The sequence below is a fragment of the Serratia sp. S4 genome, assembly GCF_000347995.1.
GTDB classification, from domain to species: Bacteria; Pseudomonadota; Gammaproteobacteria; order Enterobacterales; family Enterobacteriaceae; genus Serratia; species Serratia quinivorans.
On sequence record NZ_KB661120.1, the window covers coordinates 3,409,019 to 3,424,141 of the forward strand.

The 15,123-nt window shown below is 58.8% G+C and carries 12 protein-coding genes and 1 riboswitch; of the genes, 9 read left to right on the forward strand and 3 right to left on the reverse strand.

What is annotated here, in order from left to right:
• Window positions 1-57: 57 nt before the first annotated feature.
• From SERS4_RS0116680 to SERS4_RS0116690, 3 genes are read left to right on the forward strand one after another with little or no spacing between them, the layout of a single operon-like run.
• Entirely contained in the window at window positions 58-2,283 is a 2,226-nt protein-coding gene (locus SERS4_RS0116680; RefSeq protein ID WP_026142438.1) for an iron ABC transporter permease, read from the forward strand.
• Window positions 2,280-3,341 carry an ABC transporter ATP-binding protein gene (locus SERS4_RS0116685; protein WP_017893347.1) on the forward strand — a complete coding sequence of 354 codons (1,062 nt, stop codon included), beginning with the start codon at window positions 2,280-2,282 and terminating at the stop codon, window positions 3,339-3,341. The genes SERS4_RS0116680 and SERS4_RS0116685 overlap by 4 nt, the downstream gene beginning before the upstream one ends.
• A 24-nt stretch (window positions 3,342-3,365) precedes the next feature.
• Window positions 3,366-4,154, forward strand: coding sequence for an inositol monophosphatase family protein (locus SERS4_RS0116690; RefSeq protein WP_017893348.1), 789 nt, complete (start codon window positions 3,366-3,368; stop codon window positions 4,152-4,154).
• A gap of 48 nt (window positions 4,155-4,202) precedes the next feature.
• On the opposite strand, the gene gap is transcribed toward SERS4_RS0116690, so the two are convergent.
• The 3 genes from gap to SERS4_RS0116705 form a co-directional block, all read right to left on the reverse strand.
• On the reverse strand, window positions 4,203-5,213 hold the full coding sequence (gene gap, locus SERS4_RS0116695) for a type I glyceraldehyde-3-phosphate dehydrogenase (RefSeq protein WP_012145839.1): 1,011 nt from the start codon (window positions 5,211-5,213) through the stop codon (window positions 4,203-4,205).
• 78 nt (window positions 5,214-5,291) lie between these two features.
• On the reverse strand, window positions 5,292-6,266 hold the full coding sequence (locus SERS4_RS0116700) for a GlxA family transcriptional regulator (protein ID WP_017893349.1): 975 nt from the start codon (window positions 6,264-6,266) through the stop codon (window positions 5,292-5,294).
• Between the two features lie 77 nt (window positions 6,267-6,343).
• On the reverse strand, window positions 6,344-7,366 hold the full coding sequence (locus SERS4_RS0116705; protein ID WP_017893350.1) for an LLM class flavin-dependent oxidoreductase: 1,023 nt from the start codon (window positions 7,364-7,366) through the stop codon (window positions 6,344-6,346).
• 170 nt (window positions 7,367-7,536) lie between these two features.
• Window positions 7,537-7,639: riboswitch (TPP riboswitch) on the forward strand.
• A 62-nt stretch (window positions 7,640-7,701) separates the two neighbouring features.
• On the opposite strand from SERS4_RS0116705, the gene tenA reads away from it, so the two are divergent.
• The 6 genes from tenA to SERS4_RS0116735 all read left to right on the forward strand — a co-directional run bounded on the left by tenA (window position 7,702) and on the right by SERS4_RS0116735 (window position 15,034).
• Window positions 7,702-8,382 (forward strand): thiaminase II, encoded by a 681-nt coding sequence (tenA, locus tag SERS4_RS0116710; protein ID WP_017893351.1) that lies wholly within the window; start codon window positions 7,702-7,704, stop codon window positions 8,380-8,382.
• On the forward strand, window positions 8,379-9,134 hold the full coding sequence (locus SERS4_RS0116715; protein ID WP_017893352.1) for an ABC transporter ATP-binding protein: 756 nt from the start codon (window positions 8,379-8,381) through the stop codon (window positions 9,132-9,134). Before tenA ends, SERS4_RS0116715 begins: the two co-directional genes overlap by 4 nt.
• Complete coding sequence (locus tag SERS4_RS0116720) at window positions 9,131-9,898, forward strand: ABC transporter permease (RefSeq protein ID WP_017893353.1); 768 nt, start codon at window positions 9,131-9,133, stop codon at window positions 9,896-9,898. Before SERS4_RS0116715 ends, SERS4_RS0116720 begins: the two co-directional genes overlap by 4 nt.
• Window positions 9,899-9,914: 16 nt before the next feature.
• Window positions 9,915-10,850, forward strand: coding sequence for an ABC transporter substrate-binding protein (locus SERS4_RS0116725; RefSeq protein ID WP_017893354.1), 936 nt, complete (start codon window positions 9,915-9,917; stop codon window positions 10,848-10,850).
• A gap of 266 nt (window positions 10,851-11,116) precedes the next feature.
• Window positions 11,117-13,420, forward strand: coding sequence for a phosphatidylglycerol--membrane-oligosaccharide glycerophosphotransferase (opgB, locus tag SERS4_RS0116730; protein WP_017893355.1), 2,304 nt, complete (start codon window positions 11,117-11,119; stop codon window positions 13,418-13,420).
• Between the two features lie 153 nt (window positions 13,421-13,573).
• Complete coding sequence (locus tag SERS4_RS0116735) at window positions 13,574-15,034, forward strand: AMP nucleosidase (protein WP_012145847.1); 1,461 nt, start codon at window positions 13,574-13,576, stop codon at window positions 15,032-15,034.
• Window positions 15,035-15,123: the final 89 nt, after the last annotated feature.

The window sequence follows — 15,123 nt, forward strand, 5'->3', positions numbered from 1 at the left end:
AGGTAACTCTCGCCCATGCAAAGCGCAGTGACGGAAAAATGAACTCTCGAGGTTATGATGAATGCTCAAAACCGCCGCCTGGACGGGGCCCTCGTGCTGGGCGCACTGGCCGTATTGCTACTGCCCTGGTACAGCCAGGAAGCCGGGTTCTTCGACTTTGGCTGGCTGAGTACGCTGTGGCGGGATCAGGCCAGTGCCCCCGCGCTGTGGCAAATACTGACCTTTCAACGCCCCTGGCTGCTGATTGCCCTGCTGATGCTGCTGGTTTGCGCGCCGGCACGCCTGCTGCCGGTGAGCCGCCTGCGCTCGCAACTGCTGATGTGCGCCAGCGTCGTCGGCATCGTATTTTTGCTGTTTGAAGGCCACGCCATCGGCTACAGCGGTTGGAACTGGCAGTGGAGCGAGCAGCTGTTCGGCACGCTCAGCGACGGCCAACCCGCCTTTGGCGCCGGTGCCATTTTGCTGATCACCACCTTTTTGCTGTTGTTCTCTTTTGCACTGGCCGAACGCGGCGTGCTGAAGGGGGATGCCTTTGTGGTGGCCGCCATTGTGCTGCTGGTCGCGCTGGTGACCACCTTCGTGCTCTACCCGGTTCTGAGCATGCTTGTCTCCTCGGTACAGGACGTGGACGGCTCGTTTAAACCCGACGGCCTGATCGCCAATATGCAGGATCCGGCCATCTGGAGCCTGGGTTGCCTGAAAGGCGGCAGTTGCGGTACAGCCTGGCGCACCCTGACCCTGGCGTTGATGACCGCCAGTGGTTCCACGCTGCTCGGCCTGGCTTTTGCGCTGGCCGCCACCCGCACGCCGCTGCCGTTCAAAAAAGGGCTGCGCCTGCTGACCGTACTGCCGATCATCACGCCACCGTTTGTGATTGGGCTGGCGCTGATGCTGCTGTTTGGCCGCGCGGGCGTGGTTACCGAACTGCTCGCCAGCCTGTTTGGCATCGAGCCAGGCCGCTGGCTGTATGGCCTGACCGGCATCTGGATTGCTCAGGTGCTCTCTTTCACCCCGATAGCCTTCCTGGTGCTGATTGGCGTGGTGGAAGGGGTCAGCCCCTCGCTGGAAGAAGCCTCACAGACGCTGCGCGCCAACCGCTGGCGCACTTTCCGCTATGTTTCACTGCCGCTGATGGCCCCCGGTCTGGCCAACGCCTTCCTGATCAGCTTTATCGAAAGCATGGCGGACTTCGGCAATCCGATGGTGCTGGGGGGCAGCCACGGCGTGCTGTCGACCGAGATCTTCTTCTCGGTGGTGGGGGCGCAAAACGATCCAAGCCGCGCCGCCGTACTGGCGATCATCCTGCTGTGCTTCACCCTCAGTGCCTTTATCTTGCAGCGCCAGTGGCTGGCGGGGAAAAACTTCGCCACCGTCACCGGCAAAGGAGATTCCGGCACCCACTGTGGGCTGCCACGCGGCTTGCGCTATGGCGTGTACGCGTTGGTGATCCCCTGGGGGCTATTCACGCTGGTGGTCTACGGCATGATCCTGATCGGTGGTTTTGTACAGTCCTGGGGGCTGGATAACAGCCTGACGCTGGCTCATTACGCCCGCGCCTTCGGTTTCCAGTGGAACAGCGGCCAGATAGTCTGGACCGGGGTCGCCTGGAACTCGTTCTGGACCACGCTGGAAATTGCCCTGATCGCCGCGCCGCTGACCGCCATTGTTGGCCTGCTCACCGCCTGGCTGATCGTGCGGCAGAAGTTTGCCGGGCGCCAGACCTTTGAGTTTATGTTGATGCTCAGCTTTGCCATTCCCGGCACGGTGATCGGCGTCAGTTACATCATGGCGTATAACCTGCCGCCGCTGGAGATCACCGGTACCGCACTGATCCTGGTGGCCTGCTTCGTGTTCCGCAATATGCCGGTCGGCGTGCGCGGTGGCATCGCCGCCATGAGCCAGCTGGATCGCAGCCTGGATGAAGCCTCGCTGACGCTACGCGCCAGCAGTTTCCGCACCCTGCGCAAAGTGATCCTGCCGCTGCTGAAACCCGCTATCAGCGCAGCTCTGGTTTATGCCTTTGTGCGGGCAATTACCTCGATCAGCGCGGTGATTTTCCTGGTCAGCGCCCAGTACAACATGGCCACCTCCTACATCGTCGGGCTGGTCGAAAACGGGGAATACGGCGTGGCTATCGCCTACTCCTCGGTGCTTATCGTGGTGATGCTGGCGGTGATCCTCAGCTTCCAGTTACTGGTTGGCGAACGTCGCCTGCGCCGCGCAATAACTGCTACCCCGCCGGTGACGCCACCCGCGGCCTTACATCAGGAGAATGCCCTATGACTGCCATTCGCTCCGGCTCGGTGGTGTTTGAGAACGTCACCAAACAGTTTGCCGACTTCACCGCCCTGCCCGGCCTTTCGCTCACCGTCGAACCCGGAACGCTGGTGACGCTGCTCGGCCCTTCGGGCTGCGGCAAAACCACTACCCTGCGCCTGCTGGCCGGCCTGGAACACCCCACTTCAGGACGTATTCTGATCGGCGGCAAAGATGTCACGCATCTGCCTGCCAATGAGCGCGACGTGGCTATGGTGTTCCAGTCCTACGCCCTGTTCCCGCATATGAATGCGCTGGACAACGTGATGTACGGCCTGCTCGCCAGCGGCCTGCCGCGTAAAGAAGCGCAGGATCGGGCGCGTGAGGGCTTGAAACTGGTCGGTCTGGAAAACATGGGCCAACGCCTGCCCGCCGAACTCTCTGGCGGCCAGCAGCAGCGCATTGCCGTGTCGCGTGCGCTGGTTTTAGAACCCCAGGTGCTGCTGCTCGACGAGCCGCTATCCAATCTTGACGAGCGACTGCGTCGCCGGGTGCGCACCGAGATCCGCGACTTGCAACAGCGCCTCGGCTTTACTGCAGTGTATGTCACTCACGATCAGGAAGAGGCTTTGGCGGTCTCCGATAAGATTATCGTCATGAAAGAAGGGCATATTGCCCAACAGGGTGCGCCACAGGAGCTCTATCACTCACCGGCTTCGGTGTTTATCGCCGACTTTATGGGCGAGGCCAATATTCTGCCCTGTGACATTGAGCGGGTGGATAACGGCGAGGCGCTGATCACCCTCGGCAGCCGTCAGTATCGGGTGCCGGGTGCCAAAGCGCGCCCCGGCGCCGCCCAGCTTTCGGTGCGGCCGCAGTTTATTACCCTGCGGCCAGAGCAGACCGGCGCATTAAATGGCGAAGTAACCCACAGCGCCTGGCTGGGGGACCATATCGAATATGAAGTGAAGACCGACCTCGGCGCGTTGTTTATTGTCGATGTGCAGATGGAACGCCAGCTGACGCCGACCACTCGCGTGGCCATTGATTTCAAATCTCAGGGGCTGGCGCTGATTGCCCAGTAAGCCGCAAAATATTAAGGAGCTAAAATGAATGAGCTGATTTCCCAACGCCTGACGCTGGCCGAACAGGCGGCGCGTGCAGCCGGCGACAAAGCGCTGGACTATTTTAACCGCCGCGAAAGCCTGGTGATTGAAACCAAACGCGATGCGCAGGACGTGGTATCGATTGCCGACCGCGAAGTTGAATTGCTGATCCGCGAGAAAATCGCCCAGCAGTTCCCGGACGACGGTTTTTTGGGGGAGGAGTTTGGCCTGCAGCCGGGTGACTCTGGCTACACCTGGGTGGTAGATCCGATCGACGGCACCAGCCCTTTCGTTAACGGTATGCCGAACTGGTGTGTATCGATTGCGGTTATTCATCAGGGTGAGCCGGTGATCGGGGTGATCGTCGCCCCTTGTCAGCAAGAGTGCTTTGTTGCGGCACGCGGTGCAGGTGCCACGCTTAATGGCAAATCGCTGCGGGTGGATCCACAGCGCACCATGCAAAACCACGTTACCGGTTTTGGTGCCAACAGCTATGTAACGCCCGAGCGCGTTGGCGAAATAGCCGCCGCGATCACCGCGGTGGGCGGCAATTTCTTCCGTAACGGTTCCGGTGCCATGATGCTGGCCTGGGTTGCCGCAGGAAGACTGGTGGGTTATTACGAGCCTTATATGCACGCATGGGATTGTCTGGCGGGTTACTGCCTGGTCAATGAAGCCGGTGGCTGGACCCATCCGTTTAATACCGACGGGGAACATCTGCTGCGCGGCGGGCCGGTGCTGGCGGTCGCGCCAGGGGCCAAACAAGATTTAATGCAGATCGCGCAACTGTAACTTGACCGGGTTCACTACAGGGGCGCAGCATGCAGCGCCCCTACTCTTTTACAAACCGCGTTTTTCCATCAGAACCGCCAGATCCACCAGCCGGTTAGAGAAGCCCCACTCGTTGTCGTACCAGGCGAGGATCTTGACCAAATTACCGCCAATCACCAGCGTGGAAAGCCCATCAATCACCGACGAACGCGGGTCGCCTCTATAATCACTGGACACCAAAGGCTCATCGCTGTAGCCGAGAATATCCTTGAGAGGACCGGATTCGGCGGCCTGGCGGAAAGCCGCGTTGATCTCTTCGGCCGTCACTTCACGTTTCAGCGTGACCGTTAAGTCCACGATAGACACTACCGGTACCGGCACCCGCAGCGAGTAACCGGTCAGGCGACCGTCCAGCTCCGGGATCACCTTGCCGAGCGCTTTGGCGGCACCGCTGGAATAAGGCACAATCGACTCCGCTGCGGCACGGGCACCGCGCAGGTCTTTTTCCGGTTGGTCATGCAGTGCCTGGCTATTGGTGTAAGCATGGGTAGTATTCATCAAACCGTATTCAATACCGAATGCCTGATGCAATACCTGGGCGGCAGGGGCCAGGCCGTTAGTGGTACAGCTGCCGTTGCTGACCACAAAATGTTTGGCCGGATCGTATTGCTGATGGTTAACGCCCAGCACCAGCGTAATATCATCGTCCTTGCCCGGTGCCGAGATAATGACTCGCTTGGCTCCGCCTTGGGTGATGTGCACTTCGGCCTTGGCTTTGTCGGTAAAGAAGCCCGTCGCCTCAATCACTACCTCAACACCCACGCTGCTCCATGGGATGGCAGCCGGATCTCTTTCGGAGAAAACATGAATCGGCCGACCATCGAGCAGCAACTGGTTCTCACCGGCTTCGACGCTGGCTGCCAGAGTGCCTGAAAGCGAATCGTATTTCAGCAGGTGCGCCAGGGTTTTGCTGTCAGTCAAATCATTGATTGCCACAACCTGAAAGTCACTGCGACCTAACGCCGCGCGCAACACGTTCCTGCCGATCCTGCCGAATCCATTAATGCCTACTTTGACCATGATCTACTCCTTCATTATTGGCTCTGTCACCAATCTAAACCGGGAGAGATATGACGTAAATGACGTTTGTAGATCAATTTAGGCCAACATGCGGGAATGAAAACGCTCGCGATACTCGGTAGGTGAGAGTTGCAAATGCCGCTCAAAAACGCGCCGCAGATTGAGGCCATTGCCAAACCCGCAACTGATGGCGATTTGCTCAATACCTTCCGCACTCTGCTCCAGGCGTTGCCGGGCCAGATATAAACGCCCTTCTTCAACAAATTTGGCGGGGGAAATACCGGTTTCACGCGTGAACACCCGGGTAAAGTTACGCGGACTCATGGCAACCCGTTCCGCCAACTGCTCAACGGAAAGGTCTGCGGCCAGATTCTCCAGGATCCACGACTGAAGATCGCGGATTGGGCCAGGGGTTTTAGCCTGATTCAACGGGTAACGGCTGAACTGCGCCTGACCACCAGGCCGACGCAGGAACATCACCAGATCTTGCGCCACTTCACGCGCCTGAACAAAACCGTAATCGTCTTCCACCAGCGCCAGGGTGAGATCGAAGCCGGAACTGACCCCGCCCGAAGTCCAGACGGAACCATCCTGCACGTACAACGGCCCATTTTCGACCTGCACTTTTGGGAAACGAGTCTGCAAGGTTTCCAGTAATCGCCAATGGGTGGTCGCCCGGCGTCCATCCAGCAAACCGGCTTCGGCCAGCAGCAACGCCCCACCGCAAACCGACGCAATACGCCGCGCCTGGGGTGCGGCACGCCGTAGCCAGTCGACAACATAGGCACTCTCTTCCTCGGTCGCGCCTTTTCCGGTCACTATGATGGTGTCGCGTTCCTGCTCTGGGTCGAGATCTGAAAGACGATGATCGGCCAACAGATTCAAGCCGGACGACCCATGCACCACCCGGTGAGATTGGGTGGTGGCCAGCGACATCCGGTAGAGTGGAGCGTCGTTGGGCCTCAAGCGATTGGCTTGCATCAGGATGTCGGCGATGCCTGCCGACTCAAATAACATGCCCCCTTCGGGGACGATAATCAGAAAAGTATGCATGTCCTTAAAATACAAAATGAGCAAAATAAGTCAAGCCCGCCACCGGAGAGGCTGGCGGGCTTTCGGTACGCGACTTATCAGCGCCAGTCCAGCGCCGGTGCAATATGCTTCAGGATCGACTCAATCACATGGGCGTTATACTCAACGCCCAACTGGTTTGGCACCGTCAGCAGCAAGGTATCCGCTTCAGCAATGGCTTCATCCTGCGCCAGCTGTTTGATCAATAGCTCCGGCTCGGCGGCATAACTGCGGCCGAATATCGCCCGGGTCTGATCGCCGATATAGCCCACCTGATCGCCCTCCTGCCCGCTATTGCCGAAGTAACTGCGGTCCTGCTGGTTCATCAGCGCAAAAATGCTGCGGCTGACCGACACCCGTGGCTCTCGTTTATGCCCTGCCAGCTTCCAGGCCTCGCGGTAAGCGCGGATCTGTTTGGCCTGCTGCACGTGGAACGGCTCGCCGGTTTCGTCGTTTTTCAGCGTCGAGCTTTGCAGGTTCATCCCCAGCTTCGCGGCCCAAACTGCCGTGGCGTCTGAGCTGGCACCCCACCAGATGCGATCCCGCAGCCCCGCGGAGAAGGGTTCAACGCGCAGTAGACCGGGAGGATTAGGGAACATCGGCTGCGGGCTGGGTTCGGCAAAGCCTTCACCGCGCAGCGCATCAAGCAGCACTTCGGTGTGGCGGCGGGCCATATCGGCTTCGGTCTCGCCGTCCGCAGGCGTGTAACCAAAGTAACGCCAGCCATCAATCACCTGCTCGGGAGAACCGCGGCTGATGCCAAGCTGCAAGCGTCCGCCTGAAATCAGGTCGGCGGCTCCGGCGTCTTCAACCATATACAGCGGGTTTTCATAGCGCATGTCGATCACGCCGGTACCAATCTCAATACGCTGGGTTTTGGCACCGATGACAGCCAACAGCGGGAATGGCGAGCCAAGCTGGCGTGCAAAGTGATGCACGCGGAAATAGGCCCCATCCGCCCCCAGCTCTTCTGCCGCGACGGCCAGGTCGATCGATTGCAGCAACGCATCGCCGGCCGAACGGGTGCCCGACTGTGACGAAGGCGTCCAGTGGCCAAAAGAGAGAAATCCAATTTTCTTCATGGGTGGTGTCCTTAGGTTCAATTATGACCGGATTACAGTGACAAATATGCCCCCTGTCAGGCCAGAAAAATTGTCTTCGACCGCACTAAACGAACCGTTTTTGGCAGAGAAAATCCTCCAGGCTTCCCCCCGCCCAAACATTGTAATCAAAAAGTAAATATCGTATAACAGGCTCCTCCGAGGGGTGTCCTGTAATGGGCTGAGATGGCGCAAGCCGAACCCTTTGAACCTGATCTGGGTCATGCCAGCGAAGGGACGGGTCGGCAATAACGCTATCAGTCATTGCCTGTTCATACCTCAGCGCGCCCGGATCTCCACTCACTTTTGGAGGTCCCATGTTTACTCCCCAATTCGACGACGGTCTCTACGGCCAACTGCGCCTGCGCGCCGGTAGCCACTGGCAGGACTATGTCGCTCACCCCTTTATTCAGCAACTGGCCGCCGGTACGCTACCCGAACCTGCTTTCCGCCGCTATCTGACCCAGGACTATCTGTTCCTGATCCACTTTGCCCGCGCTTACGCCCTGCTGGTCAGTAAACTGCGCACCCTGCCGGAGATGCGCACGGCCACCGCCTCGCTCAATGCGATTGTCGCCGAGCTGCCTTTGCATCTGGCCTATTGCGCCGACTGGGACCTCAGCGAGCCGCAGATTGCCGCCGAGCCAGAAGCCGCAGAAACCCTCAATTACACCCGTTATGTACTCGATATCGGCCACTCCGGGGACGCTCTCGACCTGCTGGCGGCGCTGTTGCCCTGCGTCGCCGGCTATGCCGAGATTGGCCTGCGGCTGCTGGGCGACCCTGCCACGGTGATGGAGGGCAACCCTTACGCCTCGTGGATCCGCAACTATGGCGATCCGGGCTATCTGACCGGGGTGCAGGCCGCTATCGATCTGCTGGAAAACGTCGGCCGTCAGCGCGGTGCAGAAAGCCGCCTGGGCGAACTGTCAGAGATTTTCACCACCGCCACCCGACTGGAATCTGCCTTCTGGCAAATGGGGCTGAATGCCCAATGAGTATAGGCAACGCGCAACACCATGGCGTTCGGCCGGGTATTCAGGTGCGGGATTTAACCCTGCGCTTTGGTCAGCAGGTGATTTTCGAGCGACTGAGCTTCGATATCGCAGGCGGCAGTTTTGTTGCCCTGCTCGGCGCCAGCGGCGCGGGCAAAACCAGCCTGTTGAAGATTATTGCCGGGCTGGAAAAACCCACCTCCGGCTCGGTGACCGGCAGTGATGGCCTGCCGATTGCCGGGCGCATCGCTTATATGGGGCAAAAGGATTTGCTCTATCCGTGGCTGACCATTGACCAGAACATCAGCCTCGGCGCGCGGCTGCGCGGTGAAAAGGTCGATCGGCCCTGGGCGGAACACCTGCGGGAACGCGTGGGGCTGAGTGGCTATGGCAATGCCTTGCCTGCTGCGCTGTCCGGTGGCATGCGCCAGCGCGCCGCCATCGCCCGTACCCTGTATGAGCGCCAGCCGATTGTGCTGATGGATGAGCCTTTCTCGGCGCTGGACACCATTACCCGCGCCATGATCCAGCAACTGGCCGCCGAACTGCTGGCGCAGCACACCGTATTGCTGATTACCCACGACCCAATGGAAGCCTGCCGTCTCAGCCATCACCTGCTGGTACTGTCCCGCTATCCCGCCGGTATTGACGATAGCCATGTTATCGAAGGTTTGCCGCCGCGCGCACCGGACGATCCTCAACTGCTAAAAAGCCAGAGCGAGCTGTTGTTGCAACTGGTGAGGGCCGCCGGATGAAACCACAGATTGAAAGCCGTCTGTCGCAGATGCGCCGCAGCCTGATGGTGTTTGCCGGCCTGCTATTGCTGTGGGGACTGGTCACTCTGGGTGATATTCCGGCTTTTCTGCTGCCTTCGCCCTCTTCAGTCGCGCAGGCGCTGTGGAACGACCGGGCTTACCTCGGTTACCACACGCTGATCACCGCCGCCGAGATCGCCTGCGGCCTGTTGGCCGGGGTGTTGCTCGGTGCCGTACTGGCGCTGTGCATGATTTATTCCCCGCGGCTGCAACGCTGGCTAATGCCGCTGGTGCTGACCAGTCAGGCTATCCCGGTGTTTGCACTGGCCCCGCTGTTGGTGCTGTGGTTCGGTTTTGGCATGAGCGCCAAGGTGGTGATGGCCGTATTGGTGATCTTCTTCCCGGTCACCTCAGCCTTCTTCGACGGACTGCGCCGTGTCAATAACGATTATCTCGATCTGGCCCGCACCCTGCGCGCTTCTCCCTGGGCGCAACTGCGGCACGTGCGGCTGATGGCGGCACTGCCGGCCTTTGGCTCCGGGCTGCGCATGGCCGCCGCCGTCGCCCCGATCGGCGCGATCATCGGTGAATGGGTCGGCTCGGCGGAAGGTTTGGGTTACGTAATGCTGAACGCCAACGCGCGCATGCAGACCGACGTCTGTTTTGCCGCGCTGTTTATTCTGGTGCTGATGACCATCCTGCTTTGGGTGACGGTAGACGCGCTGCTGCTGCGCCTGATCGACTGGGCGCCGGAAAATGACTGATAACAAGGGATCCACAATGATTAAAAATACCCTCTGCGGACTGATACTCTGCACTACGCTGGCCGGGCAAGCTACCGCCGCAGAAAAACTGACGCTGGTGCTCGACTGGTATATCAACCCCGATCACGCGCCGATTATGGTGGCCGAGCAGATTGGTGCCTTCAAGGCCGAAGGCCTGGACGTCAAGATTGTACCGCCTTCCGATCCGGCGTTACCACCAAGGTTGGTGGCGGCAAAACAGGCCGATCTGGCCATCACCTATCAGCCGCAGCTGCATTTCTTTGCCGATCAGGGTCTGCCGCTGATGCGCGTGGGTACCCTGATTAATTCACCGCTCAATACCGTGATTACGCTGGATAAAAGCATTACCACCCCGGCGGGGCTGAAGGGCAAAAAAATCGGTTACTCGGTCAGCGGCATCGAACAGGCCACGCTGGCAACCATGTTCAAGCATGAACACCTCAACCCTGGCGACGGTAAGTTGATCAACGTTAATTTCCAACTGACCAGCGCCCTGCTGGCAGGTCAGGTTGATGCGGTGATTGGCGGATATCGTAATATCGAAGCGCTGGAGCTAAAGTTGCAGGGCAAGGATCCGGTGGTGTTTAACGTGGAAGACTACGGCGTGCCGGCCTACGACGAACTGATTATCGTCGCCAATCGCGACGCGGTGGGCGAGCCGAAAATCAAAAAATTCCTCACGGCGCTGAAAAAAGGCAACGATTACCTGCAGGCTCACCCACAGGAAAGCTGGCTGGCGTTCGCCAAGGCCCACCCGGAACTCAATACTGAGTTCAACAAACAGGCCTGGCAGGCCAGCCTGCCGCTGTTCGCCCGCGATCCGGCCAGGCTGGATAAAGCGCGCTATCAGGCCTATGAACAGTTCCTGTTCGACAATAAGCTGATCAAGAAAATCACCCCGGTAGAGCAGTATGCGGTGGAGTTGCCTTAAAGGGCGCGTTGGTCTGTTTCCCCTCTCCCTGACCCTCTCCCGAAGGAGAGGGCCTATTTTGCGCTCTGCTGCTCTCAGACGTGATTAGTGTCACAGTAATGTCACAAAAAACGCCAATCGCACTCTGCCGCGGCGAGGCAATGCAAACACGCATTGACCCTGGTGCTTTCAATGCGCTATACCCTTCCTCTTTCGCGCTGTGCGCGGCTCAATAGCATTTGTCAGAGCAGTTAAGATTTTCTTTTTAATCAGACAGGGTACGGTGGATGGTTTCAGCATTAATTTCATTTGCACTTTTTTTAGCCTCAATTCTCATCTACCGGACCCGAGCCGCCGCCAACCGCTGGTGGCTGGCCGCCCTGCTGACGCTGTTGGGCAGCTATCTGATCCTTAACGTGGTGCTGATCGCCAGTAACTACTTTACCGGCGATGGCATTACCGATGCGGTGCTCTACACCCTCACCAGCAGCCTGAAGGGTGCCGGCGTTGGTAAATACCTGCTGCCGTTTATCGGCCTGTTGGCGGTGCTGGCACTGATCTTCGCCGTGCTGACCTGGAGCCTGGTACGGCGCAAGGCAAAAAGCAGCAGCGTGGTTTATAGCGTGCTCGCCGTGCTGCTGGCGCTGTTTTCCGTCGGCACCACCCCGGCCTTTCAGGATATCTCCCTGCTGGTCAGAAGCCAGATTAGCGGTGACACCGCCGACTTTGATACCTATTACAAAGCCCCGAAAAAGAGCATGCAGAGTAAAGCGCCGAACCTGGTGTATATCTATGCCGAAAGCCTGGAGAGAACCTATCTGGATGCGGATCTCTTCCCCGGCCTGACCGACGAACTGAACCAGCACCGCGCAAACAGTATCGATTTCAGCAATACCCAACAGCTACCCGGCACCGGCTATACCATTGCCGGTATGGTGTCTTCGCAGTGCGGGATCCCGCTGTTTGCCCCCTTTGACGGCAACGCCTCCAGCGCCGTTTCCACCTTTTATCCGGAAAACGTCTGCCTGGGTGACGTGTTGAAATCCGCCGGTTACGACAACTACTTTTATCAGGGTGCCGAACTGGCCTTCGCCGGCAAAGATACCTTCCTGAAATCGCACGGTTTTGACCATGCGTATGGCTTCAAGGAGTTGCGTGGGCAGGTCAGCGATCCGGGCTACAAAAATGACTGGGGCTGGTACGACGATACCGTGCTGGATCTGGTGTTCGACAAGTTTGTCGAGCTGTCGAAACAGGATAAAAAGTTCTCGCTGTTTGCGCTGACCGTCGACACCCATCACCCGGACGGTTTTATCTCCGCCAGTTGCAGCAAAAAGTCGTTCAGTTGGCAGAACAAGGAAAACCGCTCGCTAAGCGCGGTGGCCTGTAGCCAGCAACATATCGCGGCACTAATCGACAAAATCAAAGCGTCCGAGTACTTCAAAAATACCGTTATCGTGGTGTCTTCGGATCACCTGGCGATGAACAACACCGCTTATGACATTCTGACCAAGCAGAAACGCCGCAATCTGTTCTTTATTATCGACGGCACCCACCCACAGACCGCGCTGCATAACGAGAAACGCAGCACGCTGGACAACGGCGCCACGGTGCTGGACGTGATGGGCGGCGATAACTACATTGGCCTTGGCCGCAGCAGCCTCTCCAGCCCAACGCTGGCCACCGTGTTCCTGAATATCGATGAGAAAATCAACGCCTGGAAACCGGCGGTGGTGAAACAATGGGGCTTCCCCAACAACATCAGCAACTTTAACCTGGATAACCAGGGCAGCCGTTTTAGCTTCTCTGGCATCACCTTTAAGGTGCCGTTTATCCTGAAGGTGACGGACAATAAAATTGAGCCGATGTTTAACGTCTATCTGTCCACGCCGCTGAAAAAACAGCTCGCCGGTTTGGGAGCGGGTGAAAAATTCGTCTGGGTCGACAAGTGCTATGAAATTGGCCGGGTATGGGCGCCTGAACTGGCGCTGAGTACCGAGACCTGCGTTGCCTCAGGCAATCTGGCCGCCCCACCGCACATCGTGCAGGCTAAAGGGGGCAACTATCGTGGCAAGGTCAACTTTAGCAGCCCGGAAGGGGATAGCGTGGCCGCATATCAAAATGCCGTCGAGCGGCTGAAAGTGGACGATGCGGCGGTTAAATATCACGCAGATGCCATTGCCTTTATGCTGCCGGGCATGCCGGAACAGGTGAAGGCGATTACCGGTGTTGCCGCCGTCGAGGACTGGGGCCGCTGGTCGGACGCCAATCTGGCACCGACGGTGAACATCGACTATGTCGACCCACTGCCTTCAGCCTTTGATTTGGTGCTGCGCGCACGCGCCTACGGCAAAAACGTTGGCGAACCAATTTCGGTACGCGTCGGTGACCAGGAACAGTTTGTGACGCTCACCGAGCAGGACACTACCGTGACGCTACGCTTTGCTAACCCTGGCGGTGCGCAGAACATCCGTATCACACCACCGGCACCGACCGAGCCACAGGAAGGCGCCAGCGGCGGCTTTACGCCGAAAAAACTGGGCATTGGCCTGGTCTCGCTGAAAGTGGAACAGGCCGCCCCCGCATCCTGATCGCGACACCGCAGCGGCAGACGCCATGCCGCTGCGTTTTCTTTTCCCCTTCAATAAAGATTTTACGCCCGTCTTCGGCTAACCTGTTGCTGTGAATTGATATTGGCATCCGTATGCCTCCCGCCGCATAGCCGGGAGAACCAAGGAGAGAGTATGAGCAGTCAGCAATCCGGCACCGGCCTCACCCCCGCTCAGGCGATCGAACAACTGGAAGCGCTGTACGAAGCCTCGGTTGAAGCGCTGCGCCAGGCGGTTGGGGATTTTATCAATCACGGTGGGCTGCCCGACGCGCAGACCCGCGCCACAGGGCTGTTTGTTTACCCAGAACTGCGGGTCAGTTGGGATGGAAAATCGCCCGGTCAGACCAAAACCCGCGCCTATGGCCGTTTCACCCATACCGGCTGCTACACCACCACCATTACCCGCCCGCAGCTGTTTCGCCACTATCTGACCGAACAACTGACCATGCTGGCGAGTGAATACGATGCGCATATCGAAGTGCGGCCATCACAGCAGGAAATTCCTTTCCCCTACGTGATTGACGGCTCCAATCTGATGCTGGATCGCTCCATGAGCGCCAGCCTGGCACAGCATTTCCCCACCACCGAATTGGCGCAAATTGGCGACGAAACCGCCGACGGCCTGTTCCATGCCACCAGCACCTTCCCGCTTTCGCATTTCGACGCCTTACGGGCCGATTTTTCGCTGGCGCGGCTGCGGCACTACACCGGTACCCCGGTAGAGCATTTCCAGCCGTTCGTGCTGTTCACCAACTACACCCGCTACGTGGATGAGTTTGTTCGCTGGGCCTGCGCCGAGATAGCCGATCCGGCCAGCCCTTACATTGCGCTGTCGAGTGCCGGTGGCATCTATATCACGCCGGAAACCACCGCGCCGGACCAGGCAGTGTCCGACCTGGCCTGGAAGAACCACCAGATGCCGGCCTACCATCTGATTTCTCGTACCGGCCAGGGCATCACCCTGATCAATATCGGCGTCGGCCCGTCCAACGCCAAGACCATCTGCGACCATTTGGCAGTATTGCGCCCCAGTGCCTGGCTGATGATCGGCCACTGCGGCGGCCTGCGCGAAAGCCAGTCGATTGGCGACTACGTTTTGGCCCACGCCTACCTGCGCGACGATCACGTGCTGGATTCGGTACTGCCGCCGGACATCCCAATCCCCAGCATTGCCGAGGTGCAGCGCGCGCTGTATGACGCCACCAAAATGGTCAGCGGCATGCCCGGCGAAGAGGTTAAACAACGCCTGCGAACCGGCACGGTAGTCACCACCGACGACCGTAACTGGGAGTTGCGCTACTCGGCCTCGGCGCTGCGCTTTAACCTCAGCCGCGCCGTGGCGGTGGACATGGAAAGCGCCACCATCGCCGCTCAGGGTTACCGTTTCCGGGTGCCTTACGGCACATTGCTGTGCGTGTCCGACAAACCGCTGCACGGCGAAATCAAACTGCCCGGGCAGGCCAACCGTTTCTATGAAGGCGCGATCTCGGAGCATCTGCAGATCGGCATTTGCGCTATCGACCTGCTGCGCGCCGAGGGCGATCGGCTGCATTCCCGCAAGCTGCGTACCTTTAACGAACCGCCGTTCCGTTAACGGCGGATGGCTAAAGCCCGCGATGCGGGCTTTTTAACTTTTAACGCCCAGACCGTTGATGAACACACCGTAAATCTGTTACAACAGCG

Bases quoted from the DNA above. Each gene is read 5' to 3' on its own strand.
- SERS4_RS0116680 (WP_026142438.1), top strand. From the start codon at position 58: ATGAATGCTCAAAACCGCCGCCTGGACGGGGCCCTCGTGCTGGGCGCA.
- SERS4_RS0116685 (WP_017893347.1), top strand. From the start codon at position 2,280: ATGACTGCCATTCGCTCCGGCTCGGTGGTGTTTGAGAACGTCACCAAA.
- SERS4_RS0116690 (WP_017893348.1), top strand. From the start codon at position 3,366: ATGAATGAGCTGATTTCCCAACGCCTGACGCTGGCCGAACAGGCGGCG.
- gap (WP_012145839.1), bottom strand. From the start codon at position 5,213: ATGGTCAAAGTAGGCATTAATGGATTCGGCAGGATCGGCAGGAACGTG.
- SERS4_RS0116700 (WP_017893349.1), bottom strand. From the start codon at position 6,266: ATGCATACTTTTCTGATTATCGTCCCCGAAGGGGGCATGTTATTTGAG.
- SERS4_RS0116705 (WP_017893350.1), bottom strand. From the start codon at position 7,366: ATGAAGAAAATTGGATTTCTCTCTTTTGGCCACTGGACGCCTTCGTCA.
- tenA (WP_017893351.1), top strand. From the start codon at position 7,702: ATGTTTACTCCCCAATTCGACGACGGTCTCTACGGCCAACTGCGCCTG.
- SERS4_RS0116715 (WP_017893352.1), top strand. From the start codon at position 8,379: ATGAGTATAGGCAACGCGCAACACCATGGCGTTCGGCCGGGTATTCAG.
- SERS4_RS0116720 (WP_017893353.1), top strand. From the start codon at position 9,131: ATGAAACCACAGATTGAAAGCCGTCTGTCGCAGATGCGCCGCAGCCTG.
- SERS4_RS0116725 (WP_017893354.1), top strand. From the start codon at position 9,915: ATGATTAAAAATACCCTCTGCGGACTGATACTCTGCACTACGCTGGCC.
- opgB (WP_017893355.1), top strand. From the start codon at position 11,117: ATGGTTTCAGCATTAATTTCATTTGCACTTTTTTTAGCCTCAATTCTC.
- SERS4_RS0116735 (WP_012145847.1), top strand. From the start codon at position 13,574: ATGAGCAGTCAGCAATCCGGCACCGGCCTCACCCCCGCTCAGGCGATC.